The sequence below is a fragment of the Micromonospora sp. CNZ295 genome, assembly GCF_004217535.1.
Genome location: NZ_SHKZ01000001.1, coordinates 3,707,112 through 3,733,803, shown reverse-complemented (window position 1 = coordinate 3,733,803; position 26,692 = coordinate 3,707,112). Strand labels below are relative to the sequence as shown.

The following is a 26,692-nucleotide window of genomic DNA, read 5'->3' as shown; positions in this document are numbered from 1 at the left end:
TGGCTTCGGCGGTGGGCCGGTGTGCCACGGTGGGTCGGGGGCGTCGTAACCGCCGCGGTCTGCGTCCTCGCCTACGGCGGGATCGTCCACCTGGGCGACCTGCTCGGCGTCCGGCCGGGTGGTCCAGGTCCGTCCACTCCCACCTGGCTGACGCTGTACTTCACCTCGCTGACCGTGTTCGATCCGCTCGCGGCGCTGTTGCTGGCGCTGCGCCGGATCGAGGGGCTGCTCCTCGGCTGTGCCGTGTTCGCCAGTGACGCGGCGGCGAACGGGTACGCCAACTACGTGCTGGAAACCGCACCGGGGATCACGCCCGGCCGGGTCGGGCAAGCGGTGATCACGGCGCTCGCGGTCGTCCTGATCGCGATGGCGCCCGGCCTGGCGCCCTGGCTGCGCAGGCCGCGAGGCCGGGATTATCCGGTCGATCGTGACCGTGCCGGCTGTTAGCGTCGGCCCGTGTTCGCCACCGAACGGCTCCGCCTGCGCCCGCCCACGCCCGACGACGCACCGAACATGTTCCGCCTGTTCAGTGACCCCGAGCTGCACCTGATCACCGACGGCGAGCCGTTCGTGCCGCATCACGTCGGCCAGCTCCGGGCCCGGTACGAGAAGCAGGTCACCGAGCCGCCGGACGGCCAGGCGCCGATCGTGCTGCTGGCCGAGACCGTGGCCGACGGCACGTTCCTGGGCTGCGGTGTGCTCTGGGGCATCAACGCGTTCAACCGGTACGGCCACCTCGGCATCACGCTGGTCCCCGAGGCACGCGGCCAGGGGTACGGGACCGAGGTGATCCACCTGCTCTGCCGGTACGGCTTCCGCAACCGCAACCTCCGCCGCCTGGAACTGGAGACGCTGGCCAGCAACGTCGCCATGCGGCGCACCGCGGAGGCGTACGGCTTCACGCTCGAGGGCATCCAGCGCGAGCGCGAGTACGACGGCGACGGCTTCGCCGACTTCGTGCTCTACGGTCTGCTCCGCCGCGAGTGGAAGCCGGATCGACCGGGTCGGTGACAACGCTTGCCGGCTGTTAGCGTCGGCCCGTGTTCGCCACCGAACGGGTCCGCCTGCGACCGCCCACACCCGACGACGCGCCGGACCTGTTCCGCCTGATCAGTGATCCCGAGCTGCACCTGCTCACCGACGAGGAGGCGTTCGTGCCGCGCCACGAGGGCCAGGTCCGGGCCCAGTTGGAGCGGCAGGTCACCGAGCCACCCGACGGCCGGTCCGAGGTGACGCTGGTCGCCGAGACCGTGGCGGACGGCACGTTCCTGGGCCGGGGCACGCTGTGGGGGATCAACGCCGTCAACCGGTACGGCCACCTCGGCATCCGGCTGGTCCCCGAGGCGCGCGGCCAGGGGTACGGGACCGACGTGATCCGGCTGCTCTGCCGGTACGGCTTCCGCAACCGCAACCTCGGCCGCCTGGAACTGGAGATGCTGGCCAGCAACGTGGCGATGCGGCGCACCGCGGAGGCGTGCGGCTTCACGCACGAGGTCAGCCTGCGGGAGCGCGAGTACGACGGCGACGACTTCGTCGACCTGGTGCTCTACGGCCTGCTCCGCCGCGACTGGAAGCCGTAGCCGGCTACCCGCCACTGCCGCGGGGCCCGCCTGTCGGGATGACGACGCCACGGCCGGCGCCTGGGGATCTCTGCCCAGCTCAGGGGCACTTTTCGCAGGGAGTGGGCCATTGCCGTGCGTCGGTACGGTGTGCGCACCGCACACCGAGAAGGGCAACGGCATTGACCCATCATCGCTGGCGCCTGCCGCGCCGGATCCTGACCACAGCCACCGCGTTGCTCCTGGTGTCGTTGGCCGCTCCGGCAATGGCGGCACCCTGCCGGACCTGTGACGACCCACCCGACAACCCGATCCCGCAACCACCGCAGAAGGTGACCGTCACCGGGACCTTCCACTACCAGGACCGGATCAGCCTCGACGGCTCGGTCAACGTCGACGTGCCGATCGCCCAGGCCAAGGTGGAGGTCTGGCGGCTGCGCGCCCGGCCGCCACTGAACATCGTCAGCTGGGGCAAGGACGCCGAGACCACCACCGACGCCGCCGGGCGCATCTCGCTGCAACTGGACTTCCTGACTGCGGGCATCACCTACGCCGTGCGGGTCTTCGCCACGAACCGCGCCGCCGTGGTCTGGCCGGAGCAGACGGTACGGTTCGAGCCGTTCTGGCGGGAGCCCGGCCAGGGCGAGGGCGGCCCGATCCAGCGCGTCGCCGGCGCAGCCAATGTCAGCATGGACTTCTCCCACACGTTCCGCGACCGGTGGATCGCCCAGCACTTCAATGTGGCGGAGACGCTGCGCATCGGTCGCGGCTACGTCGACAGCCGGCGAGCCGACGTCGACCCGCTCGGGCCGGTCAACGTGAGCATCAGCGCGATCAACGCGCCCAACGACAGTTTCTACAACTACCTCATCGACGAGGTCGTGATCGGCATCGGCGGAGCGGACCTGGCCGCCTTCCGCGACGGCCTGATCCTGCACGAGTACGGCCACCACGTGCTGGACCAGATCAGCGCCACCACGTTGGACGCCGCCGACCACACCGGCTGCCCGGTCAGTGGCGACAGCCCGACGACCCAGCAGTTCGCCTGGCAGGAGGGCGCCGCCACCTACCTGGCGGCTGCCGTGAAGCGGGTCAACCCGCAATCCTGGTTGGCCGCGGCGACGCTGCCGGATGGCAAGCCGTTCTGCCCGGGCGTGCCCGGGGAGTTGGTGGAGGGCAAGGTCGCGGCCGCGCTGTGGGATCTGGTCGACACCGGCACCCTGGAGTCGTTCGACCAGCTCGCGGAGATGGATGACGCCGTCATGCAGGTCATCGACGCCCGCATGGACGACGGCCAGGCGGGCACGATCGGCCGGTTCCGGGCGGGTTGGTCGGCGGCGGGCCACGACCTGGTCAAACTCGACGCGATTCTGGCGGCCAACGACATCTTCAACAGCTGATTCGCACGGGTTCCGGCCGGGCGGGGTGTTCCCGCCCGGCCGGAGGACCTCAGTTGCAGGCGACGCCGTTGAGGGTGAAGCCGCTCGGCGGGGTGGCGTTGCCGCTGTGGCTGGCCTGGAATCCGATGGTGATCGAGCCGCCGGGTGGGATGGCGGCGTTGTAGCTGACGTTCGTCGCGGTCACCTGACCGCTGGTCGGCGCGTACGTGGCGCTCCAGCCGGAGGTGATGGTCTGCCCGGGGGCGAGGGTGAATCTCAGTGACCAGCCGTTGACGGCGCTCGTGCCGGTGTTGGTGATGGTGATGGTGTCGACCAGGCCGTTGTTCCAGGCGTTGACCGCGTTGGTCACCCGGCACGCCCCCGCCGGCGCGGTCGGGCTGGCCGTCGGGGTCGGGCTGGCCGTCGGGCTGACGGTCGGGCTGGCGGTGGGGCTGGCCGTGGGCGAGGCGGACCCTTCGTCCAGGGTGATCGTGGCGATGCTGCGGGCGGACACGTCGACGGTTGCCTGTCCCCCGCTGACGGTCACCGGCTGCGACTGGCCGCTCAGCGTCCGTGAGGTGACGGTGTACGAGGCTGCCGTGATGCCGCGCGGCACCTGGACGACGGCGTCGTCGACCGCGTTGTTCGACCGGTTGAGGAGCACCAGCACGACTTTGCCCCGGCCGCGGTAGGCGGTGACCTCCAGGGCGGAGGCTCTCGTGCTCTTCGACACGGCGACCCGCCGGTCACCGGGGCGGACGTGCTTGGCGTACTGCGCGAACGCGTGGCCGCGCTTGAGGACGGCGCCCTTCGTGGTCCCGTACTGCGACTCGCCGTCACCGATGAAGGAGTAGAAGCGGCGGCCGTACCACCAGATGTAGGCGCTCCAGTTCGCCTCCATCGACCTGTGCACGGTCCGCATGATGTCGTCGAGCGTCTCGTTCCAGACGGCCGTGTTGGCGGGGTCCCCCCAGATGGCCGAGCCGCTCCCGTCGGCCGCGTGCAGGTTCCACTCGGTCATCCACTGGTTCTTGCCGTGCTGGGCGGCGAGCGGGTACGGCGACAGGTTTCCGCTGTTCTCGGTGTCGTACAGGTGGCCGCCGACGTACCCGATGTTGGTGCGCGCGGCGGCGTCCTGCAGCGTGGGGTCGGTGTACGCGCGGTTGAACCGCAGTGATTCGGCGACCATCAGCCTGGTGTCCTTCACTTTGGCGCCATGGTCACGGACGAAGTCGCGCAGCTCGGTGCCGGTCCAGTCCATCGAGTCGTAGTCGGGGTGCCAGTCCGGCTCGTTCTGCACCGAGGTCACGTCGATCGTGATGCCCTGGCTCTTCATGTACTGCACGTAGCTGTTGAGGTGCTCGGCATAGTCGTCGTAGTAGTCGGGCTTGAGCTTGCCGCCGTTGGTCCGGCTGTTGTTGGTCTTGAAGTGGGCCGGCGCCGTCCAGGGCGAGGCGAGGATCTTCACGTCGGAGCCGTAGGACTTCGCCGTCCGGAGGCTGTTGACGGCGTAGCTCCACTCGCTCGACTCCGGCGACAGCCCGGTCCGTACGATCGACAGGCCGAGCTGACCGGGGCCCAGGCCGACGAGGGTCTGCGTCTCGGCGGTGGTCCAGTGGTCGCTGCCCCAGATCGGGGTCGCGGCGCCGAAGCCGTCGATGGTCTGGTAGGTCGCGGCGGTGTCGACGGTGATGTCGGGCGTCGCGGCCAGCAGGGGCGGCGCGGTCAGGATCCCCGCCACGGTGACCAGCGAGGTCGCGGCGGCGAGCACGGTGACCGCGACGGCTCCGCGCCGGCGGCGGGACGGTTGAGCTTCATCGGGTTGGGCAAGCCGCATCGGGCTTCCTCTCCACCGCCGCTGCGATGCAGGTGGCGGCACCTCGCGCAGCTGGGCGCGGGTCAGCCCGAGCGGCCGGGCGGGCAGCGGACCAGCCGCCTGCCGTCGCTTCCAGCTACAAGTCGATCAGGAACGATCCGCTCCCGCGCCGTTGCCCTCGGCTCGGGTGATCATCGCTGCCACTCCCGGGCGCCGCATCGACAAGCATCGTCGCAGCCCGACCCTCCGCCCGGCAACCGACTGCCGGCCCGCCCCTCCCCCGTCGATCATGGACTTATGGTGCCGGGATTACCGGGATAAGCGGCTTTCCAGCCACCACAACTCCTTGATCGGCGGACGCCGCGAGCTCAGGGCTCACAGAGGATCAGCAGTTCGTTGCCTTCGGGGTCGGCGATCCGCCAGCGACCCTCCGCCTCGTCGAGGAGCCGGCCGCCGGCCGCGACGATCGTGGCGAGGCGCGTCCGCGCGAGGTCCGACGGCACGGCGAGTTCGACGTGGATGCGGTTGCGTTGCCGGCGCCGCTCCGTCTCCGCGGCGTCGAGCTTCTGGAACACCAGCACCGGGTTCAGCCGCCGCGGATCGTGGAGGTCGCTGACCCCGGCCCGCCGGTCCTGGGTGTAGCCGAGTGCGGCGACCCAGAACGCGCGGAGCGCGGCGACGTCGGCGGCGTCGAGGACGAGCTGAGCGAAGCGCGGCAGCCCCGGATCCGCGGTGGCCCCGAGTTCGCGGGCGACGGTCTGGAGGTTGCCGGCGAGGTCGGTGAAGTCGAGGTCGAGGCCGTGGGCGTCGTCCTCCCACTGGTCCTTGCCGCTGTCGACGATCACGAGCCCGGGGCGCAGGTCGACCAGCAGCGGGAAGCCCGCGTCGTCGGCCAGCGCCGCTGCCGCGGCGGCCAGGTCACGCTGCTGCGTCGGGGAGGTGACGCGGTAGCAGGCCATCGCGCCGAACACCGCCTGCCAGTCGGCTGTCCCGAGCCGCTCGCCGAGCGCCGCGCCCGGCACCAGGTCGACCTCGTTGCCGTCGGGGTCGGCGTGACGGACCCCGTACGGTCCCGATGCCTCACCAGGGCTCGCCTGCTCGACCGCCGTGGCCGGCCGTACCACGTCGAGGTGGATGCGGTTCCGCAACGGCCGGGGCTCGGTCGACTGCCGGACCCGGATCGCGGGGTCGCGCCGCAACGGATCCGCCAAGCCGCCGTCCTCGTCTGGCGCGTAGTCGAGCACGCGCCGCCAGAACCGCCTCACCGCCGACGGGTTCGCGGATTCGAACACGATGCTCAGGTGCTGCAGCACGGCCGGGTTCGCGGCCAGCCCGAGATCCCGCGCGGCCGCCGACACCGCCTCGGCGTGCTCGTCCGCGCCGAGGCGCACCCGTACGCCCGTCGCGCGCAGGTCGACCACGATCTCGGCCGACAGCTCCACGAGACGCCCGGCCAGCGCCGCCCCCTCGGTCAGCGAAGGCGCGTCGAACCAGGCCGTCGCGACGCCGTCGACCAGCCGCCAATCCGTTCCGGTCTCTGTCATGCCCGGCACTGTAGAACCCGTCCCGGACAGTCTCCTTCCGGACAGTGATCGCCTCCGGTCCGGGACACCCCCGGTCGGGCAGCCCCAATGCCGGTGTTGATTGGCGGGCGAACCGTACAGTGGCTGCGTTGCTGCCGTCGGCCGCGTCCGCGTCGCCTGCCTCCGTGGGGGTCGATCGCGGCATCGTCGACCGGCACCTCACCACGACCGCGTCAGCCGCCAGATTGATGGAGGATCCCCGCCGGTGGATGAGATCAATGTGATCGTGGCGGCGCTCGCGGCCGGTGCGACCGCCGGGGTGTCCGGCACCGCCACCGAAGCCGTCCGGGACGGCTACCAGTTGTTGAAGGCGTCGCTGCGGCGCCGGTTCACCGGGCGGGCCGCCGCCCTGGAGCAGCTGGCGGCCGACGAGACCGAGCCCGGGGTGTGGCAGGCCCGCATCGGTCAGGATCTGCACGACAGCGGCGCGGTCACCGACGAGCAGATCCTGACGGCCGCTCGGGAGCTGCTCACCCTGGCCGACCCCGCTCGCGCCGCGCAGCTGAACATCACCGTGGACACGGTCAACGGGGCGGTCGGCTCCTTCCACGCACCGGTCAGTTTCGACCAGCGGACGCAGCTCCCCCCAGCACCGCCGGCAGCCGGGTAGAGGCGACGGCTGCCGGCACCACCGATCCGCCTGACCTCCGGCTACGCGACGCGTACGGCCCGGTCGGAGCCTTCTACGGCCCGGTCACGGTCGGCGGCCGCAACCAGGTCGACTGGCCGTACCAGTCGGGGTCGATTCCACCGGCCGCCGACCACTTCCAGGTGCGGGACGCGGCGGCCACGCTGGACGCGGCGACCGCACCGGGCAGCACCGCTGTCGTGTGCCAGGTGCTGTCGGGCCTCGGCGGCGTCGGCAAGACCCAACTCGCCGCCCACCTCGCCCGGCGGGAGCTGGCCGACGGTGCGGTGGATCTGCTCGTCTGGACGACCGCCACGTCCCGGGCGAGCATCCTGTCGTCGTACGCTTCCGTGGGCAACCACCTCAGCGGGACCGACGACCAGGACCCGGAACGGGCCGCCGAGCGGTTCCTCGGGTGGCTCGCCACCACCCGGCGACGCTGGCTGGTGGTCCTGGACGACCTCACCGAACCGGGCGACCTGACCGGGCTGTGGCCACCGTCGACGCCGAACGGCCGGACCGTCGTCACCACCCGCCGTCGGGACGCGGCGCTGCTGGGCTCCGGCCGCATCCCGGTCGAGGTGGGCGTCTTCACGCCGGCCGAGGCCGAGAGATACCTGCGCGGCAAGCTGGCCGGCCGGGCCGACCGCGACGATGACGTGGCGGGACTCGCCGCCGACCTGGGCTACCTGCCGCTGGCCCTCGCCCAGGCCTCCGCGTACCTGCTGGACCGGGGGCTGACCTGCGGCGAGTACCGCAGGCGGTTCGCGGACCGGCGTCGGCGGCTGGCCGACCTGCTGCCGGAGCCGCAGGCACTGCCGGACGGGCACGGCGCGACGGTCGCCGCGACCTGGTCGCTGTCGATCGAGCTGGCCGACGCGATGACCCCGGCCGGGCTGGCCCGGCCGCTGCTGGAGCTGGCCAGCCACCTGGACGCCAACGGTGTGCCGACCAGCGTTCTCACCACCCTGGCCGCGCTGCGATATCTGGACGAGGGCCGGGGCCGGTCCGCCCGCCGTACCGGCTTCCTGGCGTCGTTGCGGCGGTCCCGGCAGGTGCGACCGCAGGTCGGCGCGGCCGACGCCCGCGACGCGCTGCACTGCCTGCAGCGGCTCAGCCTGGTGGCGCTCACCGACGACGCCAGCGAGGTACGCGTGCATGCGCTGGTGCAACGCGCCACGCGGGAGCAGATGTCGCCGGACCGGCGGGCCGCCGCGGAGCAGATCGCCACCACCGCGCTGCGGCAGAGCCGCGGACCGGACGTGACCCTCCGATTCGACATGAGCCTGGAGGAGACGGCGTTCGGTCGAGAAGCGTCGATCACGCTGGACACGACCATCACGTGCGGCGGCTGCGGAGGAGAGCTCCCGGCGCTGTTCGACTGCCGCGACTGCGGAGGCGATGGGCGGCTGCGGACCCGCCGTACGCTGACCATCAGGTTCCCGGCTGGCATCGAGGACGGGATGCGGGTCCGGCTGGCGCAACAGGGCGAGGCGGGACGCTACGGGGGAACCTGCGGCGACCTGTACATCGAGATCAACCAACTGCCACACGAACGGTTCACCCGGGTCGGTGACGACCTGCACTGCACCCTGGACGGCTCGGCCATCGACCTCGCGGCGGGCGGCATCCTGCCGGTCGTCGGCCTCGACGGCGCGACGTTCCGGGTCCAGGTGCCACCCCGAGCGCACCCCGGCACCAGGATCCGGGTGGCCGGCCAGGGCGTGCCGCATCTCAGGAAGACCGAACCCGGACGCGGCGACCTCTACATCACGCTGCGCTAGCGTCCCGAGGTTCGGGGTCGTACGCCGATCAACACCACGATGACCGCGCCGGCGGAACCTACCAGGAATGGAATGATGGGGGTCTGTCGATGAACCGCCGTTCCCGAGCCGGCCGCGAGGAGAGTCGAGGCGATGAATCTTGACCTGCTGTGGACTGACCTGACGAGCGAACTCCTCGGCATGCTGCGGTCGTACCGCTCCCGGGTGTCCGAGCTCGATGTGCAGGAGAAGGCGGACCGCACCCTCTTGACCGAAGCCGACCTCGCAATCGAGGAAATGATCATCGAGAGGATCCGCGCCGTCGACCCCGAGGCACGGATCCTGGCCGAGGAGTCCGGAAGCGGCGCCTGGCGGCCCGGCCTGGACGAGGAGCCCGAACGGATCTGGGTGATCGACCCGATCGACGGCACGGCCGAGTTCGTCCGCCCGCAGAGCGTGGAGTTCTGCTCGGTCGTCTGCCTGCTGGAGCGGCGCGTACCGGTCGCCACCCTCATCGTGGCTCCCGAGCTGGCTACCGATCGCGGACCGATCGTTGTGCGAGCCTCCGTCACCGACCGGAAGATCACGGTCAACGACAGCTCGGCGAAGTACAACGAAGGACCTACGCGTGTCGCATCTCTGACTCGAAGTGCGCGCTCCGAAGCCCCGCCTCATGAAGCCGCCATGGTCGAGGCCGGTTATGAAGTGAAGACGAGGACCACGTCACAGACGCTGGACATGCTCCGCACCGCGCTGGATCTCACCGGCGCTGCCGAGAACGCACCGCGATTCGATCTTTTCTACCGCCCCCGGCAGAAGGTCTGGGACGGGTTGGCGGGCTTGTGCCTCGGTGAGATCGTCGGTCTAATGTCCACAAACTTGAATGCGAGCAGGGCCCTGCCGGTGCCCATGGAGACACTCGCCGCGCCAGAGCCGACTTTCGCCAGCACTGTGATGGGTCGCCCGGAGGCCGTCAAGTGGTTCGTGGAGCTAGCGCGGGACTCCCGCACCGGAGCACGGAAGTCCTCGTAGACGTCACCTCGATCATCAGCGCCGAGGACTTCGTCGTCGCTCAAAACAGCGGCACCCGGCCCGGAGATCCGTTCGCCCGTCAGTCATTCGTCGAGCTGATCCAGTCCCTGATCTTCATGGAACGGGTGTGGGTGGCCCACCCGATACTCACCCGCCCCTCGGCGGCGGATTTCGGCGAGAAGCCGTACCTTCTCCGGGCTCTGGCCGACGCGGGGCTGCTACATCCACTCCAGTTGGACTCCGACGAGATGAGCCGGGTGCGGGAGGCCGAGGAGGTGGCGCTGCACGAGCTGCAGAGCTGGCGGGGAAACCAGGTGCTCGCCCAGTTCATCGAGCAGGCCGTCGCCTGTGATGACGCGCTGCCGAACGAGCGCAATTCGCTGTCGAAGCGCATCCACGGGTGGTGTGCCTTCCAAGCGGAACACGTCCGGGTCGTGGGCCATCACGCGGACCGGATCGGTACCTCCGACGGGGTCGAGGACGATCCTTTCGGTGCCTGGGCGAGAGCAGCCTCGATCGTGCTGCGCGGGCCGCTGCAATCGATGGCACCGCCCGGCGAGGAGGTCTACGTCGCGGCGACCCTGGCACGGGGGCTGAAGTACCGGTCGAGAGCGGACAGCACCAAGCTGACCTACCAGGCGCATCCCCTCCGGCGGGACTTCCTGCTGACCTTCGACCTGTCTACGGAAGGCGCGTCCGAGGGAGTCGTGCTCGACGTCATCAAGGCCATCCGGGGAATCCACGAATCCCTCGTCACCGCGGCGGACGACAGCGACACGCACCGCGTACAGCTTCTCGAACTTGAGCTTCCGCTCCTTGGCGGGCGACTCTGGCACAGCGGGGAGACCGGCCGGCTCCGGCACCGCGAGTGGATCGAGCTGGTCGTCGCCCGCGTCGGCGAATACCGCGAGAAGGCCGCCGACCTGCGCGCCGCCGTTGCCCGGTGCGTCACCGACGAGGACTATCTCCGCTTGGCCCGGGACATCAGCGGGGCGAAACGGCAGTTGCTGGAGCGGCTGGGCCTACGCAAGGTGGCGCTGTCGTCGGTGGAGCAGGAACTGGTCAACGGCGTGGCATCGGTGACCGAGTCGGTGCCCGGCGTTCCGAAGGTCGCCGGCATGTGGATCGGGGCACGGGCGATCGGCAAGCAGGTGTCGGCCACGGGCACGCCGGTGCAGCGGTTCCTCTACAAGGAGTTCTACCGGGCCTGGAGACGCGCCGGTCGCTGACCCGCCTGCATCGCCACGACCAGCCGGGGCCGGGTTACTCGCTGGCGGTCCGGCATGGCCAAACTCCCTGCCGGGCACGCGTCTCATACCCCGAACGGTGTTACGGGTCCGCTGGATCGGTTCGATGATGATGGTCGCATGCGGGAGACCATCATCGTCGCGCTGATCACGTCGCTGTCCACGCTGACCGCCGCCGGCCTCACCGGGCTGGTCGCCGCGTTCACCGTGCGCCGGCAGGCCGCCGACCAGCTCGCAGCCGCTCGGGAGGAGCGCGCCGAGCAGCGTACGCTCCGCAGGAATCAGGCACGGCGGGATACGTACGTGAGTTTCCTGGCCGCCTGCGACCGGGCCTACCGCACCTTGGACACAGTGTGGGTCGGGCGGCCGGAGCCCGAGCAGGGCGAGGACGAGCGATACTGGGCGCTGCGCGAACTTGATGAGGCATACAACCTGGTGCTGTTGGCCGGTCCGGACGGGTTGGCCGAGGCCGCCGGGCGCACCGTCCGCAGCGTCAACGATGAGTACGCCCAGCAGCGCCGCCTCCACCGGGAGGTGGCCCAGGAAGCCGACCGGTTGGCCGTCCTTTACCGTCCCGAACACCTTGCGGCGATTCAGCGCCGGGCCGAGCGCCGAGACGCGTTCGTCGCCGTCGCACGGGCAGCGCTGCAGGCAGATTGACGGCAGAAGTGGGCCGGCGGGTCACCGGGTGAGGCCGACCAGCGTCGCCAGGCGGGCCACGCCGGCCGGGGCCGGGTGGCCCTGGGCGGCCTCGGCGATAACCGTACGGGCCAACGGCCGGCAGCGGACCTCGGCGGGCGCGACGGCGTCGGCCTCGACCAGCGCGCGGGCCGCCGCACGCAGGTCACCGACCGCCAGGTACGCCCGCGCGACGTCCACCAGGTACGCGGCCCGGTGCTCGGCCGGCAGCCGCCGCCACCCCTCCCCCAACGTCAGCTTCCCGTGCCGGTGCACCGCCACACCGGCGTCCCCCGACTCGACCGCCGCCACCACCCGGGCCAGCTCGACGGCGGCCGTACCGAAGCGGGTCCGGTGCGGGTCGTCCCCGGCCCGCACCCGCGCGGCGATCCCGGCGGCCCGGTCGGTCAACTCCCCGGCCCGGCGGGCTTCGCCGCCGCCGGCAGCGGCCAGGGCGGCCTGGAGCAGCAGCGTCCCGTGCACGGCCGGCGCCTGCCCCGGCGCGAGGCGGCTCGCGGCGGCCAGCGTCGCGGCGAGGGCCAACCGGTGCCGGCCCAGCGCCCGCAACGCCGCCCCGACCGACACAGCCGCCGCCGCGGAGAGCACCGGATCGCCGCCCGCCGCGCCCATCGCCCGGTCGGCGGCCAGCCAGGCGAGGTCGGCCTCGCCGAGCTTCACCAGCAGCGACGAGGTGATCCGGTACGCCGCCACGCGTAGCCCTGGCTCTGCGCTCTGCGTGGCGTCGAGCAGCCCCGGCAGCACCCGCACGAGCTGCGCGTAGTGCCCGTGCTGGTAGGTCAACCAGGCATGCTCGACGTGCCGCCGGACCTCACCGGTCGGCTTCGGCGGCGTGTTGTCATAGCGGGCGAGGGCGGCCCGGATCCCGTCCACACCGTCCAGTGCCTGCGGTGCGGCCGGTGCCGGCGGCTGGTGCTGGCCGAGCAGCGCCATCGGGTCGACGCGCAACACCTCGGCGATCTCCTGGATCACCGGGTACCGGTCCAACGCACGGACACCCCGCTCCACCTTGTCCACCCAGCTCTTCGACCGGCCCAGCCGGTCGGCGAGCATCTGCTGAGTCATCCGCCGCCGTACCCGCCAGCGCGCCACCCGGCGGCCGATCGGCAGGTCATCGCTGCTCACGCCGCCACCGCCGGTCCGGCACCGCCCGGGTGATGTCCTCCACGGGTACGCGCTCCTCCTCGGCCTGCTCCAGAAGGCGCTGCTTGGCAGCCTCCCGCTCAGCCGCCTCGACCTGCTCACCCCGGCTCACCGACTCGTCACGCGGCATTGGCACCTCCGTCGACAGAGGGCGGTGACGCGTAGGCAAGGCCGGTCACCGCCGTAAACGTGTAGATGACGGCCCTATGAAGTGGTGCCGATCATCACGACGGAGATTGCCGTTACGGACAGTTCCCGCACAGGTGCGGACGGTGCTATGTGAGCAAGGGGTCAGCGCAACTCGGACGCGGTGTACCAGTCAGCGGGAGCAGCCCATCAGATCGGCGAGTTCTGCCAGCTCATCGGTCATGGCTCGGCGGCGCCCAGCCGCGATCCGGTCCACGATGTCCCTCGCGTACTGCTGCTGGCGTAGCCAGGTGGGCGCTGTTTCCCGCAACTGGATGAGCACCGCCGTTGCCTTGCCGAACTTCCGAAGGTCCGCGTACGCCCAGGCCACATCAAGGCGGTGCCGACGCCATGCCGAGCGGCTGATGGTCGGGACCGGCGGGACCTGCTCCGAGAGTTTGAGCACTCGCCCGGCTTCTCCTGCCACGGCCGCTGACTCTGCTCGTTGCATCTGCACCTTTGCGGTGTCGAAGCCGCCGACCAGCATCAGGTGGTCGGCGGCGGGCACGCGCTCGCCGATGCGCACGGCCGCCGCAGCGGCCGCGGCGATGAGATCCGCCGCCTCATCCGGCCGGTTGTCGCGGGCGTGCGCGGCGGCTGCGCCGAGGAGCAGCCAGCCCCACGCGGCAAGTTCGGCCGGGGTCGCGCGTGAAAATCGTGGTTCCACCTCGTCAGCCGTCGCAACGGCCAGTGCAGACGACTCCGCAATCCGGCCCTGCCGCATCAACAGCCAGCACGATGTGCGGATGATGGTGGCCGCGACAACCCGGTCCCCCGACCGCTGCGCGGCGTCCAACGCCTCCGAGAGAGCGGTCTGCGCCAGGTCCTCGGCCCTCAGTTGAAGGAGGAGCCCTCCCGCCAAATGCTGGGCGCGGGCGAGCACGTCGTATGCCTCGTCCTTCCGGTCATCCTCAGCGAGCCCAACTGCTGCCCGAGCGTTCAGCAGCAGCGAGGGCACGACTCTGAGTGCGTGGGCATAATCGCCGGCGTTATAGACCTGGTCAGCAGCGTGCAGGTTGGCACGCAGGATGCCGAGCCCTGGCGGCTCGGCCATCGGGTCAACCAGTGGAGCGCCGGTCAGCCCACGGATCGGGGTAACCGCGCGACGGATCTCCGCCAGCGACAACGGGCGGCTGTCCGGCTCTCCGCGAGCGGCGGCTTGCGACGCGTCGCCGAGGAGCGCGGACGTCGGCACCTGTAGTGCACGGGCGAGTGCGTGCAGGGTGTCGAGACGGGCAGAACCTCGGCTGCCCTGCTCCAGCTTGCGGATCACCTCAACGCTGACACCGGACCGCTCGGCGAGTTGCTCCTGCGTCACCTTCGACTCACGACGGATGCCGGCTAGGCGATCGCCGACGGTTAGGGCAGTCATGCTGCCTCCCCTAGTCGTAGAGCTGGGTGGCGCCCTGAGGACAGCGCCGGGCTGCCTACTTCCGAACGTTACTCCAAGCCCGGCCACAGCAGGATCCCGAGCCGGCCTCGTGGCGGCGAGTAACTGATGTAGGCCGACCGGACCAGCCTCGTCGGAAGCTCCAAATGGTCCTCGCGTTGGTCTGTCGTCTTTTACCGGCTTGCCGGGCAAGTCGCGGTGATTGCATCCGCAACAGAGCCGCGGAGCATGCACCAGCCGCGGTGCGGTCGTATTCCCGACACTGCACTTCCAGGTCGACCCAACCGCTGGTAGCTATTTTCTCCTATTCCTAACACGGCAGGCAACCGCTCCCTGGGTAAACAGCACCAGCACAGTAAAGAAAACGAGAAATGGATAGAAATGTCGCAATTATTAGAGTTCGACATCAAGACCGCCATTGCCACGGCCCTGATTATTCCAATCATTTTTCTTATACTCCGGAGGGTATCAAGGTTCATTCAGGCAAATACCAGGCAAATTCTAGACGCAGCATTCTGGGTGGCAGATAGGTTTATAGCTGAATCGATAACAACAAGAATGAGCCTGAAGAGGTACTGCCACGCGGAGCTAGCTAAGGACGCTACGAAGTTTCTCCAAGTGCCAGGAGCGGCTGAAGCCGCCCTGCCGACTGATTCGACGTTCGTTCCCCTCCGACTTGAAAGCGCTGGCCGGCGGGCCACAGCCACTACACGAATATGGGCCGACGATGCAACCCGAATTCAGATCATCGGCGATCCGGGCTCCGGTAAGACCTCGTTAGTCAAGAAGACTTTCAGGGATGCATGTCGAGATGCAATACACTCAAAGCAGGCACCCCTACCTATTGTTGTTGACCTTAAGAACTTCGTACCCCCGAAACGGACAACTTCCGACCGAGCTCTCGGCGACTGGGCCATCCGGTTCTTGCGGGGAAGGATCGAGTCAGTAGGGGGCTACCAGATGGGGAAACTGTTCGATTTGTCAATCGCCAGCCGAGGGGTCATGGTCCTACTGGACGGACTGGATGAGGTATCCGCAGATAGCTATCCGGCAGTAGCCAAGGCCATTGTTTCACTGAGCGACCGCCTAGCCAATGCCGGACCTAATAACAAGCTCGCCGTAACTATGCGAACACAGTTCTATCGGCAAATCAGGTCAAGGTTCTCGGACGCGTTTCCCACGGTATACCACGTTCAGCCTTTCACACCCGCTGACATCTACAACTTCCTCTCAGCCTGGCCATATTTGGATACCACCCCGCCCAAGGCAACCATCAACAGGATATTCGCCGAATTGACCGACCGCCCGACCTTGCGAGAGATGTGCAGTAATCCACTGGTGCTAGCCATGTATGTCGCTAGCGACCAAGGAGGAAATAATGCTGGAACGCCTGACACCCGCACTGGGTTCTACTCCCGGGTCGTAGACGAGCTTCTTCTGTTCAGGCGTAACCGACAGTTGGACTTGCCCATGAAAAGCACCATCCGCGAACAACGAGAACGTCTATTCGGCATTCTTTCCTTCGAGAACCTGACAGATCCGTCGCAGCCAGCCAATCTGATCAGCTGGGAGCGCGCGGTCGACGTCGCAGCTGAGATATACGGATGCACCTCGCGCATTGCTGCTGCTGTCAAGCTTCGGGAGGTCTGCAAGGAAACCGGCCTGATGTCCGAGGAGAGAGCCGGCGAGACCCTTCGATTCATACATCTGACCTTCTGCGAGTTCCTGGCTGCTAAGGAGGCGATTAATGGGCGCGAACGAGGATGGTTGGAACTGATCTCTATTCACACGGATTTCGTCTCTAAAGACGCTCAGAGCTCAACAAAGTTGATCGAGGTTCTTCCTTTCGCTGCGGGACTCATGTCACGCGTGATGCGCGCACGAATGCTAGACGATATTGCAGGGTTACATGATCCCCGCGTCTTGGGTCGCGTCTTCCTAGAGACACAAGCATACGACCATCCAACGTGGAGTTCCTACGCCAGTTCCGAGGCGGACTTTCTGGCCAATGCTCCCCAGTCCCGGTGGGACGGAGAGTGGCTTCAGCGGCTTCACCTCTTTACGGTCATTCTGGCTGACGAGGCCGAATGGCGGGATGCATACAATCGATCCGCCAGTACAGTTACGCACGAGCAACTTCTTAAGATGCTCATCCAAGGCGACCGTGGACGCCTTGTCGCGGTGCTTGGTTCGTACGCCTCGGTCGATCCACAGGCAGCGTTCCGTCTGGCGCGATCCCTTGAGGTAGATATGATCGTCGATCATCCCGCGATAATCGTGGAGAATCTTGCCAATATGCCTCTCTATTCACTCGTCATCGACGATCTAAGCACACGGGAGGTTCCAGACCTACAGCATGCTTTGATCGTTTGCGAGGCGGCGATGCGCAGTCCATTCTCCGCCTTTTCGCTTATCGAGGAACCCTACTCGGTTCTTAAGTTCGCACCCCCTAGCTCTATCCCTCGCCGATTTCGATGGTTCGTCAGGGGAGGATCCCGGCGAGACCTCGACCTCAATCTGCTAACCTACTCGGCGAGCGTGGTTGCTAACGCCCATGCTACCGACGTCATCGACGCAGCGGAGTTTCCGCTATGCTCCCGCCTCGCAAAATTGAAAGCTCCTGGATCGTGCCTCTTCTCTAAATTTCTCTGGATAAACCGCTGGCACGCTGGAGCTATCGCTCTCGGCGCCTATGCAGTCGTGATGATAGCTGCGTTCGTTACAAAGGAAAAGCCACTCTACTTTGTAGGTTTCGGCGTAATAGCACTATTCTGGGCATTCTACAATTTTGTTGTCTATACCGAGACAAGACTAACTCACTTCAGCTGGTTCTTGCTTGGGATGCTGCAGGACCACAGAGTAGCTGATCGCGTCAGGCTCATTACCCGTGGGCCCTGGTTCTTTCGCCCAGGCAAGTTGCTTGCGACACGAGCCTCACATTCATTGGTTGAATCAGCCGTCGGCAAATATCGGAATACCGAGCCACTACAACACTAGTGGCATTGCTGTGTGTTACTCTCCAGAGGGCCATTCTGGGCTAAGAATGAAGGACGACGCAACCATTCTCTCGCCGGTTTCTCGCCCTAATACGGCAGCCCGGGTTTGTTATGTAGATGCGTGTTGATGCATTGGCCGCGCGCGGCGGCGGTAGTGGCTGGTCTGGGCGCGTGCTTGGTGTTGGCGTCGCCAGTGTGACCAGGTCAGCCAGTGGCTGATCGGGTGGACGGTGTTGGTGATCAGCTTCGCGAACAGGCGGCGGATTTCGGGCAGGGTCATCGGGATCGACTGGTGGTCGGCTGGCCGGTGGTGAGCGTGTTCGCGGGCGGCGATCACGGTGAGGATCGCGTGGGCGAGCATGACGAGGGTGACGTGGCGGTGCCAGGCGTGCCAGCGGCGGACCTGGGGTTCGTCCAGGCCGATGGTCTTGCCGGTTTGGAAGCAGGTCTCGATGGACCATCGGGTTCCGGCCACCCGGACGAGGACGCGCAGCGGGACTGGTTGGGGTGACCAGCAGCGGTAGAAGGCCAGCTCGCCGTCGCTGATCCGGCGGCGGATCAGCAGGGTGTGCTGCCCGGTGGTCTCGTCGGCGGGCGCGGTGATGGCGATCCAGGCCCAGTCGTAGTCGCGGGCGCCTTTCGACCCGGCGCCGGCGGAGAGCCGGTTCCAGGCTCGGGCGGGTAGGTCGGCGGCGAGCCGGTCGGCGCGCAGCGGGCCGTCGGCCGGACGGGCGGTGACCCGGTGGCTGCGGGCCACGGCGAGGACGTGGCCGATCCCGTGGTCTTGCAGGTCGCGGCGGAGTTGCCGGTCACCGCCGTAGGCCTCGTCCGCGGTGGCCCACGCCGCCGGCACGTTGGCCTCCAGGGCGCGGGTGAGCATCCGCCGGGCCAGGACGAGCTTGGTGGCGAACCCGACGTCAGCCGGGATGCCGGCGGCGGCGCACCGATCGGGATCATCGGTCCACGCCTTGGGCAGGTAGACCTCCCGGTCGATCAACGTGTAACCGCCCGGCGCGGCGTAGGCGAGGTAGACCGCGACCTGCGCGTTCTCCACCCGCCCCGCCGTGCCGGTGTACTGCCGCTGCACCCCGACGGTGTGCACACCTTATGACGAGCCGGTGGTTATGCCGCGTTGCTCGTGAGCCATGCTGGTCAGCGCGCTGATTCTTCGGCGTCGCGCGGCATTACGCAGCGGTTGTCCGTCGTGGTCGAGGGTTTCTCGTGTCTGGTCGATGGGTCCATCGACAGACAGGAGAGGATCATGGACGCGGAGGATGTGAGACGGCGTCGCCGTCGAGTCGTGGTGCAGGGACCGCTCGCGCCGTTCGTTGACGGGCTGCGCGAGGACTTGGCGGGGCAGGGGTTCTCGCCGGACACCATCGTCGATCATGTGCACCGGTTGGCGGATCTGAGCCGCTGGCTGGTCGAGCGTGGTCTGGTCACGGGTGAGTTGACCAGCGTGGTCGTGCGGGAGTTTCAGCAGGAACGCCGGTCAGTTGGTGTCCGGGCCGGGACCAGTGAACGGGCGTTGGCGCCGGTGCTGGGGTATCTGCGCCGGCTGGGGGCGGTCCCGCCGCCTGCGGTGATTGCCGCGGTGGCGCCAGTGGATGTGCTGTTGAGCGAGTACCGCCGGTACTTGGAAGACGAGCGCGGGCTGGCCGCGGGCACGGTGAAGCACTACCTGCGATGCGCTCGGACGTTCTTGACTGGGCTGTCCGGGCCGCTGGAGGAGGCGCTGCTGGGGCTGTCGGCGGGGCAGGTCATCGACTTCGTGCGGGACTGGAGCACACGGCGGCGGAGTACGGCGTTGGACATGGTGACGCTGCCCGCGTTGCGGTCGCTGCTGCGGTTCTTGCACCTGACCGGGCGCGTTCCGGCCGGGTTGGCCGGTGCGGTCCCGGCTGGGCGGGGTCGGCCCCGCAAGCTGGCCCGGCTGCGGGCGGCCGATCGCGAACAGGTCCGGGCGGTACTGGCCGGCTGTGATCGGGACAGCGCGGTCGGGCGTCGGGACTACGCGATCCTGTTGATGCTGGCCCGGCTGGCGGTGCGTGGCGGTGAGGTGGCCCGACTGGAGTTGGCCGACATTGACTGGCGGGCGGGCGAGTTGACCGTGCGCGGCAAGGGCGGCCGGGTCGATGTGCTGCCGTTGCCGGCTGATGTTGGCGCGGCGATCGCCGACTACCTGCTGCACGGCAGAGCGGCCACCGCAGCGCGGAACGTGTTCATCACGGTGAAGGCGCCGTTCACCGGGTTGGCGACCTCGTCGGTGACCGTTCTGGTCGGTGCCGCGTGCGGCCGGGCCGGGGTGTCCCGGTTCGGGCCGCACGGGATGCGGCACGCGGCGGCCTGCGATCTGCTCGCGGCCGGCGCGTCGATGGAGGAGATCGGGCAGTTGCTGCGTCATGCCCAGCAGCGGACCACCGCGATCTATGCCCGGCTGGACCAGGCCCGGCTGGCCGAGTTGGCCAGGCCCTGCCCGCAGGGAGCACCGCGATGAGGATGCGAACCTGGGCGCAGCAGTACCTGGCGATGCGCCGCAGTCTGGGTTTCAAGCTTCGCGGCGAGGGCCGGATGCTGCTGGAGTTCGCCGACCGGCTCGACCACAACGGCCAGAGGACCGTCACGGTTGCCGCGGCGCTGGGATGGGCGAGCGAGCCCAGCGGCACCACTACCGCGCACCGGCAACGGCGGCTGGCGGTGGTGCGCGGCTTCGCCCGCTACCTGGCGGCATTCGACCCGGACTGCCAGGTCCCACCGCCCGGGCTGCTGCCCGGCCGGGCGCATCGGCCGACTCCTTACCACTACTCGGCTGAGGAGGTCGCGGCGTTGGTGCACGCCGCGGGAACGATCGCCGCGCCGCTGCCCGCGGCCACGATGCAGACCTTGATCAGCTTGCTGGCCGCCAGCGGTCTGCGGGTGGGCGAGGCCCTGGCGCTCGACCGCAGCGAGGTTGACGAGCACGAGGCGGCGGTGACGGTGACCGGCAAGAACGATCAGACCCGCCTGGTCCCGCTGCACCCCACCACGGCGCAGATGCTCGCCGGCTACGCCGCGCGCCGCGACCGGCTCTGCCCCACCCCGGTCTCGCCCGGGTTCTTCCTGACTGCCACCGGCCAGCGAGTCCAGCACCGCGGTGTTCACCAGATCTTCGCCAGACTCCTGGCCGCCGCTGACATCCACACTCCGCCCGGACGCCGCCGCCCCCGCATCCACGACTTACGTCATACCTTCGCGGTCGACGTCCTCATCGCCTGGTATGAGGCTGGTGTCGACGTGTCGGCCCGGCTTCCGGTGCTGTCGACGTTCCTCGGCCACAGCAGCCCGGAAGCCACCTACTGGTATCTGCAGGCCACTCCGCAGCTACTGGCACTGGCCGCGCAACGCCTCGACGCGGCAGTCCACCAGGACACGCCACCCGAGCGAGGCGAGGTGACCGGGCCGTGACCGCGCTCGCCCCGCTGCTGCAGGCGTTCTTCACCGACCGGCTGATGACCCAGTACGGCGCCAGCCCACACACCATCGCTTCCTACCGCGACACGCTGCGGCTGCTGCTCACCCACATCCACCAGCGGACCGGCAGGCTCCCCGCCCAGCTCGACCTGACCGACCTGGACGCCGTCACCATCGGCGAGTTCCTACACCACCTGGAAACGAAGCGCGGCAACGCCGTCGCCACCCGCAACAACCGGCTGGCCGCGATCCACTCCCTGTTCCGCTACGCCAGCCTGCACGCACCCGAACACGCCGACCTGATCAGCCGGGTCCTGGCCATCCAGACCAAACGGGCCACCACCACGATCGTGAGTTTCCTCAACCCCACCGAACTCGACGCGCTGCTGGCCGCACCCGACACCACGACCTGGCACGGCCGCCGAGATCACGCCCTTCTCGCACTGACCGCACAGACCGGACTACGCGTCGCGGAACTGACCGCGCTCACCGCCAGCGACCTCCAACTCGGCGTCGGCGCGCACGTCTACTGCCACGGCAAAGGCCGCAAGGACCGCTGCACCCCGCTGACCGCGCACACCGTCAGCGTCCTGACCACCTGGCTCACCGCCCACCGGCCAGCCGGCACCGACCCGCTGTTCGTCACCCGTCGCGGCACGCGGCTGTCCCATGACGCCGTCGCCGGCCTCGTCGCCAAACACACTGCCACCGCAGCTCGCACCTGCCCATCGCTGCAGGCCAAGAACGTCACCCCGCACACCCTGCGCCACACCGCAGCGATGAACTTGCTCCACGCCGGCGTCGACATCACCGTCATCGCGCTCTGGCTCGGCCACAAATCCCCAGCCACGACCCGCATCTACCTACACGCCGACCTGGCCCTCAAGGAACAAGCCATCGCCCGGACCACCCCGCCGAACACCGACCCCGCCCGCTACCAGGCCAGCGAGGACCTACTCGCCTTCCTCAAACAACTCTGACCTGGCCCCCACCAGCAGTTATGCCGCGTCCGACGGTGAGGACCCGAACAACCACACGACATTCCCGTCGGCCGCGGCATAACCGCCGGCTCGCCATAAGGTGTGTAATGCCGAGTTCGGCATTACACACCCTTCTTCAGGTCACCGGTGTCATCCAAGATGAGCACCCCGCCCGGGTCGCCCAACGCGTCGATCACATAGCCCCGTACGTCATCACGGACCGCGTCGGCGTCCCACACCGCCTCCCCCAACAGCCGCTGCATCGCATGCGGCGACGCATCCCCAGCCTGCTCAGCCAACTGCCAACACGACCGTCTGTCCACATCCGACAACAACCCGAGCAGGAACGACCTGGCCTGCCGGCGCGGCTCGACCCGGAAGAACCGGCCCGCGATCCACGCGAACCCGGTGTCGAACTCCGCCAGCCATCCCTCGGCATCTACGCTGTGCCCAGCGGCCGCCGCACGATCTTCACTTGTCCTCACAAACAGTGCATGATCAACCGGCGGCCGCCTCCATGCCCGCAGACACGCCCACCAGCCCCGACCCAGCTGAACTCATCGCCGGTCATCTACATAACGAACCCGGGCTGCCGTACTAACATCCGACCGCCTCCGTCCGCACTCTATTTGGCCTGCGCGTGATTTCCACGCCGTTCTCAAGCCCAAGCGTCTGGAGCAGTTTGGTCGCATAATTCTGGCCAGCTTCGCCGCAGAACTACGAGCGTTATCATCGGTCCGCACGTTCCGGTGCGCGTGATCAGTCAAAGTGCCACGATGGCCGCTGTCTCCGCTGGCAGCTCGATGCGGTCACGCATCACCGTTACCCCGTCCCCGGTTGCCAACAGCACGCGCCGCACCACCCCCGGCAGCGAGATCCCCTGCCCCCGACCAGCCAGGTTCGCCGCCACCAGGCACTCCCCCCGCCGCATCACCAGGAACTGATCCCCGTGCCGCACGTCCACCGCAGACAGCCGCGGATCCGAGAGATCCGTCCGGCTCTTACGCAGCGCGATCAACCGCCGGTAGAACTCCAACATCTCCCGGTGCTCCGGCTTGTCCAGCTCCGCCCAGTCCAACCGCGACCGCAGGAACGTCTCCGGATCCTGCGGATCCGGCACGTCAGCCGAAGCCCACCCGTGCGCAGCGAACTCCCGCCGCCGCCCGGAGGCGACAGCAGCGGCAAGTTCAGGTTCCGGATGAGAAGTGAAGAACTGCCACGGCGTGGAAGCCCCCCACTCCTCCCCCATGAACAGCATCGGCGTGAACGGCGCCGTCAGCAGCAGCACCGCCCCCACCCGCAACAACCCAGGCGACAGCGAGAAAGAAAGCCGATCACCAACCGCCCGGTTCCCGATCTGGTCATGGTTCTGCAGATACGCAACCAACCGGTGCCCAGGCAGACGCTGCCGGTCCACCGGCCGCCCGTGATGCCGCTGCCGGAACGAGGACCACGTGCCGGCGTGGAAGAACCCGCCGGTCAGCACATCGGTCAGCGCCTCCAGCGAACCGAAGTCCCCGTAGTAGCCCTGCCGCTCCCCCGTCAGCAGCGTGTGCAAGGCATGGTGGGCGTCGTCGTTCCACTGGGCGTGCAGGCCGTACCCGCCGGCCTCCCGAGGAGTGACCAGCTGCGGGTCGTTGAGGTCGGACTCGGCGATCAGCGACAGCGGCCGGCCCAGGTGCGTCGACAGGGTCTCGACCTCGACCGCGATCTCCTCCAGCAGGTGCACCGCCCGGGAGTCGGGCATGGCGTGTACGGCGTCCAGGCGCAGGCCGTCGACGTGGTAGTCCCGCAGCCACATCAGCACCGAGTCGATGATGTAGCGGCGCACGCCGTCGGAGTGCGGTCCGTCCAGGTTGACCGTGCGGCCCCACGGGTTCGACTGCTCGCTGAGGTACGGCGCGAACATCGGCGCGTAGGCCCCGGAGGGCCCGAAATGGTTGTAGACGACGTCGAGGATCACCCCCAGCCCCTTGGCGTGGGCGGCGTCGACGAAGCGTTTCAGCCCGTCCGGCCCGCCGTAGGGCTCGTGCGGCGCGAACCAGCAGACCCCGTCGTACCCCCAGTTGTGTTCGCCGTTGAAGGCGTTGACCGGCAGCAGCTCGATCAGGTCGACGCCCAGGTCGACCAGGTGGTCGAGCTTGCCGGCGGCCGCGTCGAAGGTGCCCTCCGGGGTGAACGTGCCGACGTGCAGCTCGTACAGGATGCTGCCGGGCAGCTGCCGGCCGGTCCAGGCAGTGTCGGTCCAGGGGAACGACGCGTGGGAGTAGACCCGGCTCGGGCCGTGGACCCCGGCGGGCTGCCACAGCGAGCGCGGGTCGGGCAGGGCGTAATCGTCGTCGTCGAGGAGGAAGGCGTAGTCGGTGCCGGGGCCGGCGCCGGGCATCTCGGCCCGCCACCACCCGCCGGCGGCGGCGCGCATCTCGTGGTCGGCCCCGCCGAAGAGGCGCAGCCGGACCCGGGCGGCTTCGGGCGCCCACACGCTGAACTCGGTCATGCGGCTGCCTCCACGGTTTCGACGGGAGCGAGGAGGGCGACGGGATAGGTGCGCAAGAGATCATGAAGTAGCAGCTCAGACCCACTGTAGACCCGTCCGGTGAACATGTCCGTAACAGCGTGAACGGAAATCGGCAGCGTGGTATCGCGCCAGCCGCCGGCGGCGGCCAGCCGCAGCGGCAGCCGGGTGGCGACGGCGATCGCGCTGCCCCGGTCGAAGGCGATCACGTGCCGGGCGGCGGGTCCGCGCGCCGGCAGCGGCCGGTAGCCGGTGAACAGCTCCGGCCGGTCCCGGCGCAGCCGCAGGGTCCGCGACACCACGAGCAGCTTGGCAGCGCCGGACTCGTCCACCGGGGGCCGCCAGCCGGCGTCGAGCCGGGCCAGCAGTTCCCGGCGTACGGCGAAGTCGACCGGCCGCCGGTTGTCCGGGTCGACCAGGGAGTTGTCCCACAGCTCGGTGCCCTGGTAGGTGTCCGGCACGCCGGGCATGGCGAGCTGCACCAGCTTCTGCCCGAGCGAGTTGGACCAGCCGGCCGGGGTGATCGACTCGACGAAAGCGGAAAGCTCCGCATGCAACGGGCCGTACATGGCGTCGACCAGGTCGTGCATCGCCGCCTCGAAGGCCGGGTCCGGGTCCGCCCAACTGGTCGCGGTCGACGCCTCCCGGGCCGCCTTCTCCGCGTACGCGTGGAGGCGCTCGCGCTCGACGGGCCAGGCGCCGACGGCGGTCTGCCACAGCAGGTGCGCGAACTCCGGGTCGGGCAGCGGGAACCGTGCCATCCAGTCCTGGATCAGGCCGCGCCACCGCAGCGGCAGCTCGGACAGGACGGCCAGGCGGGCGCGGACGTCCTCGGACCGCTTGGTGTCGTGGGTGGAGATCGTGGTCATCGCCTTCGGCCAGCGCACGTGCCGGGCGGCGGCGAAGCGGTGGAACTCGGCCGGCGGGGTGCCGAAGTGGGCGGGGCTGCCGCCGACCTCGTTGAGCGCGACGAAGCGGCTCCACCGGTAGAAGGCGGTGTCCTCGACGCCCTTGGCCATGACCGCGCCGGTGAACTGCGGGAACCGCTTCGCCAGCTCGTCGTCGGGGTCGCGCAGTCGCTGGGTGAGCGCGTCCAGCACGCCGGCCAGCTCGGGGCGGCGGCGGCCGGCCTCGGCGCGGGCGTCGGCGAGATGGCGGGCGCCCTCGGGCGGGTAGCCGCGGTAGACGGCGTACGCGGCGGCGAGCTCGGCCAGGGCCGCGCGCACGGCGTGCGGAGCCGTCTCCGGGGCGAGCCCGGCGAGCCGGGTCAGCTCCGCCGCCAGCAGGCGGGTGGCGGCCTCCAGTTTGGTGTCGTGGGTGAGATCCGGCCAGGAGGTGGGCCGGCCGGCGATCCGGGTGTCCAGGGCGGTGAAGTCGGCCTCGGCGTCCGGGTCGACGAAGAGACCGGAGACCGCCGCGAGCGCCTCGTAGCCGGTGGTGCCGTCGACCGGCCAGTCCGGCAGCTCCTCCCCGTACTCCAGGATCTTCTCCACGATGAGCCAGACGGGCCCGGCGGTGGCCCGCAGCCGGGCCAGGTATTCGGCGGGGTCGCGCAGCCCGTCCGGGTGGTCGACGCGGATGCCGTCGATCTCCCCGGCCTCCGCCCAGCGCAGGATCAGCTCGTGGGTGGCGGCGAAGACCTCCGGGTCCTCCACCCGCAGGCCGGCCAGGTCGGAGACGGCAAAGAACCGGCGGTACGTCAGCTCGGCGTCGCCGCGCCGCCAGTCGACCAGCTCGTAGTGCTGCCGGTCGTGCACCTCGCGCGGGGTGCCGTCGCCGGTGCCGTCGGCGATCGGGAAGCGGCGCTCGTGGTAACGCAGCTCGCCGTCGACGAGCTTCAGGTCGTCGAGCGCGGCCGGGTCGTCGGCGAGCACCGGGAGCAGCAGCCGGCCCCGCGCCCAGTCGATGTCGAACCATCGGGCGTACGCCGAGTCGCGGCCCCGGCGCAGCACGTCCCACCAGGCCGGGTTGGCCTCCGGGCGGGCCACCCCGGCGTGGTTGGGCACGATGTCCACGACCAGGCCCAGCCCGGCGGTGCGCAGCGCCTTCAGCAGGCGCTGCCGGGCGGGCTCGCCACCCAGCTCCGGGTTGACCCGGCCGTGGTCGACCACGTCGTAGCCGTGCTGGGAGCCCGGGGTGGCGGTGAGCAGAGGCGCGCTGTAGAGGTGGGAGACGCCGAGGTCGGCCAGGTAGCCGGCGAGCCCGGCGGTGGCGTCGAGATCGAAGCCGGGGCGGACCTGGAGCCGGTAGGTCGCCCCGACCCGGTGGGTCGGCGACGGCGTCGTCACCCTGGTCAGTGCCCGGACCGGATCGGGTGGAGGGGGCATGC

General features: G+C 69.1%; 20 protein-coding genes and 2 pseudogenes. 13 read left to right on the top strand and 9 right to left on the bottom strand.

The genetic code is table 11. The features are described from left to right. The first annotated feature begins 21 nt into the window (after positions 1 to 21). The 4 genes from EV376_RS17580 (at position 22) to EV376_RS17565 (ending at position 2,959) form a co-directional block, all read left to right on the top strand. The gene (locus EV376_RS17580) at positions 22 to 447 is read left to right on the top strand and encodes a hypothetical protein (protein ID WP_486482672.1); all 426 of its coding nucleotides are present in this window, start codon (positions 22 to 24) and stop codon (positions 445 to 447) included. Positions 448 to 456: 9 nt separating this feature from the next. Continuing rightward, the gene (locus tag EV376_RS17575; RefSeq protein WP_130324627.1) at positions 457 to 1,011 is read left to right on the top strand and encodes a GNAT family N-acetyltransferase; all 555 of its coding nucleotides are present in this window, start codon (positions 457 to 459) and stop codon (positions 1,009 to 1,011) included. A gap of 29 nt (positions 1,012 to 1,040) precedes the next feature. Further along, complete coding sequence (locus EV376_RS17570) at positions 1,041 to 1,580, top strand: GNAT family N-acetyltransferase (protein ID WP_130324625.1); 540 nt, start codon at positions 1,041 to 1,043, stop codon at positions 1,578 to 1,580. A gap of 161 nt (positions 1,581 to 1,741) precedes the next feature. Next, positions 1,742 to 2,959, top strand: a complete 1,218-nt coding sequence (locus EV376_RS17565) for a hypothetical protein (RefSeq protein WP_130324623.1) — start codon at positions 1,742 to 1,744, stop codon at positions 2,957 to 2,959. A 49-nt stretch (positions 2,960 to 3,008) separates the two neighbouring features. Here EV376_RS17565 and EV376_RS17560 read toward each other — a convergent pair whose 3' ends face one another. Together EV376_RS17560 and EV376_RS17555 are read right to left on the bottom strand one after the other, a co-directional pair. Continuing rightward, on the bottom strand, positions 3,009 to 4,775 hold the full coding sequence (locus tag EV376_RS17560; protein WP_165438024.1) for a cellulose binding domain-containing protein: 1,767 nt from the start codon (positions 4,773 to 4,775) through the stop codon (positions 3,009 to 3,011). A 347-nt stretch (positions 4,776 to 5,122) separates the two neighbouring features. Continuing rightward, entirely contained in the window at positions 5,123 to 6,298 is a 1,176-nt protein-coding gene (locus EV376_RS17555) for a VOC family protein (RefSeq protein WP_130324621.1), read from the bottom strand. A gap of 244 nt (positions 6,299 to 6,542) precedes the next feature. On the opposite strand from EV376_RS17555, the gene EV376_RS17550 reads away from it, so the two are divergent. The 5 genes from EV376_RS17550 to EV376_RS17530 all read left to right on the top strand — a co-directional run bounded on the left by EV376_RS17550 (position 6,543) and on the right by EV376_RS17530 (position 11,667). Further along, positions 6,543 to 6,947, top strand: a complete 405-nt coding sequence (locus EV376_RS17550; protein ID WP_130324619.1) for a hypothetical protein — start codon at positions 6,543 to 6,545, stop codon at positions 6,945 to 6,947. A gap of 161 nt (positions 6,948 to 7,108) precedes the next feature. Beyond that, positions 7,109 to 8,749, top strand: a complete 1,641-nt coding sequence (locus EV376_RS17545) for a DnaJ C-terminal domain-containing protein (RefSeq protein ID WP_130324617.1) — start codon at positions 7,109 to 7,111, stop codon at positions 8,747 to 8,749. A 132-nt stretch (positions 8,750 to 8,881) separates the two neighbouring features. Further along, on the top strand, positions 8,882 to 9,760 hold the full coding sequence (locus tag EV376_RS17540) for an inositol monophosphatase family protein (protein WP_130324615.1): 879 nt from the start codon (positions 8,882 to 8,884) through the stop codon (positions 9,758 to 9,760). Next, complete coding sequence (locus EV376_RS17535) at positions 9,706 to 10,989, top strand: hypothetical protein (RefSeq protein WP_486482671.1); 1,284 nt, start codon at positions 9,706 to 9,708, stop codon at positions 10,987 to 10,989. The genes EV376_RS17540 and EV376_RS17535 overlap by 55 nt, the downstream gene beginning before the upstream one ends. 138 nt (positions 10,990 to 11,127) lie before the next feature. Continuing rightward, positions 11,128 to 11,667: a hypothetical protein gene (locus EV376_RS17530; protein ID WP_130324613.1), complete on the top strand. Its 540-nt coding sequence runs from the start codon at positions 11,128 to 11,130 to the stop codon at positions 11,665 to 11,667. Positions 11,668 to 11,688: 21 nt separating this feature from the next. Here the strand turns inward: EV376_RS17530 and EV376_RS17525 are convergent, their stop codons facing one another. The 3 genes from EV376_RS17525 to EV376_RS17520 all read right to left on the bottom strand — a co-directional run bounded on the left by EV376_RS17525 (position 11,689) and on the right by EV376_RS17520 (position 14,404). Then, positions 11,689 to 12,828 carry a helix-turn-helix domain-containing protein gene (locus EV376_RS17525; protein WP_130324611.1) on the bottom strand — a complete coding sequence of 380 codons (1,140 nt, stop codon included), beginning with the start codon at positions 12,826 to 12,828 and terminating at the stop codon, positions 11,689 to 11,691. Then, entirely contained in the window at positions 12,815 to 12,976 is a 162-nt protein-coding gene (locus EV376_RS30235; RefSeq protein WP_165438023.1) for a hypothetical protein, read from the bottom strand. The genes EV376_RS17525 and EV376_RS30235 overlap by 14 nt, the downstream gene beginning before the upstream one ends. A gap of 189 nt (positions 12,977 to 13,165) precedes the next feature. Beyond that, positions 13,166 to 14,404 carry a helix-turn-helix domain-containing protein gene (locus EV376_RS17520; protein WP_130324609.1) on the bottom strand — a complete coding sequence of 413 codons (1,239 nt, stop codon included), beginning with the start codon at positions 14,402 to 14,404 and terminating at the stop codon, positions 13,166 to 13,168. Between the two features lie 399 nt (positions 14,405 to 14,803). Here EV376_RS17520 and EV376_RS17515 point away from each other — a divergent pair, with 399 nt between their 5' ends. Next, a complete protein-coding gene (locus tag EV376_RS17515) occupies positions 14,804 to 17,419 on the top strand; it encodes an NACHT domain-containing protein (RefSeq protein WP_130324607.1) in 2,616 nt (871 codons plus the stop codon). A gap of 108 nt (positions 17,420 to 17,527) precedes the next feature. Here EV376_RS17515 and EV376_RS17510 read toward each other — a convergent pair. Then, positions 17,528 to 18,523, bottom strand: a pseudogene (locus tag EV376_RS17510) (IS701 family transposase); the annotation flags it as partial. Positions 18,524 to 18,718: 195 nt separating this feature from the next. Here EV376_RS17510 and EV376_RS17505 point away from each other — a divergent pair. The 3 genes from EV376_RS17505 to EV376_RS17495 are packed head-to-tail and all read left to right on the top strand — an operon-like array spanning position 18,719 to position 21,848. After that, a complete protein-coding gene (locus EV376_RS17505; RefSeq protein WP_165438021.1) occupies positions 18,719 to 19,915 on the top strand; it encodes a site-specific integrase in 1,197 nt (398 codons plus the stop codon). Then, positions 19,912 to 20,862: a tyrosine-type recombinase/integrase gene (locus EV376_RS17500; RefSeq protein ID WP_130324601.1), complete on the top strand. Its 951-nt coding sequence runs from the start codon at positions 19,912 to 19,914 to the stop codon at positions 20,860 to 20,862. Before EV376_RS17505 ends, EV376_RS17500 begins: the two co-directional genes overlap by 4 nt. Continuing rightward, a complete protein-coding gene (locus EV376_RS17495) occupies positions 20,859 to 21,848 on the top strand; it encodes a tyrosine-type recombinase/integrase (protein ID WP_130324599.1) in 990 nt (329 codons plus the stop codon). The genes EV376_RS17500 and EV376_RS17495 overlap by 4 nt, the downstream gene beginning before the upstream one ends. A gap of 125 nt (positions 21,849 to 21,973) precedes the next feature. Here EV376_RS17495 and EV376_RS17490 read toward each other — a convergent pair. From EV376_RS17490 to treY, 3 genes and pseudogenes are all read right to left on the bottom strand, one after another. Beyond that, positions 21,974 to 22,273: pseudogene (locus EV376_RS17490) on the bottom strand (transposase); the annotation flags it as partial. Positions 22,274 to 22,611: 338 nt separating this feature from the next. After that, positions 22,612 to 24,345, bottom strand: coding sequence for a malto-oligosyltrehalose trehalohydrolase (gene treZ, locus EV376_RS17485; protein ID WP_130324594.1), 1,734 nt, complete (start codon positions 24,343 to 24,345; stop codon positions 22,612 to 22,614). Next, positions 24,342 to 26,690, bottom strand: coding sequence for a malto-oligosyltrehalose synthase (gene treY / locus EV376_RS17480; protein WP_130324592.1), 2,349 nt, complete (start codon positions 26,688 to 26,690; stop codon positions 24,342 to 24,344). The genes treZ and treY overlap by 4 nt, the downstream gene beginning before the upstream one ends. Between the last annotated feature and the right edge of the window lie 2 nt (positions 26,691 to 26,692).

Bases quoted from the DNA above. Each gene is read 5' to 3' on its own strand.
- EV376_RS17560 (WP_165438024.1), bottom strand. From the start codon at position 4,775: ATGCGGCTTGCCCAACCCGATGAAGCTCAACCGTCCCGCCGCCGGCGC.
- EV376_RS17555 (WP_130324621.1), bottom strand. From the start codon at position 6,298: ATGACAGAGACCGGAACGGATTGGCGGCTGGTCGACGGCGTCGCGACG.
- EV376_RS17540 (WP_130324615.1), top strand. From the start codon at position 8,882: ATGAATCTTGACCTGCTGTGGACTGACCTGACGAGCGAACTCCTCGGC.
- EV376_RS17530 (WP_130324613.1), top strand. From the start codon at position 11,128: ATGCGGGAGACCATCATCGTCGCGCTGATCACGTCGCTGTCCACGCTG.
- EV376_RS30235 (WP_165438023.1), bottom strand. From the start codon at position 12,976: ATGCCGCGTGACGAGTCGGTGAGCCGGGGTGAGCAGGTCGAGGCGGCT.
- EV376_RS17520 (WP_130324609.1), bottom strand. From the start codon at position 14,404: ATGACTGCCCTAACCGTCGGCGATCGCCTAGCCGGCATCCGTCGTGAG.
- EV376_RS17515 (WP_130324607.1), top strand. From the start codon at position 14,804: ATGTCGCAATTATTAGAGTTCGACATCAAGACCGCCATTGCCACGGCC.
- EV376_RS17500 (WP_130324601.1), top strand. From the start codon at position 19,912: ATGAGGATGCGAACCTGGGCGCAGCAGTACCTGGCGATGCGCCGCAGT.
- treZ (WP_130324594.1), bottom strand. From the start codon at position 24,345: ATGACCGAGTTCAGCGTGTGGGCGCCCGAAGCCGCCCGGGTCCGGCTG.
- treY (WP_130324592.1), bottom strand. From the start codon at position 26,690: ATGCCCCCTCCACCCGATCCGGTCCGGGCACTGACCAGGGTGACGACG.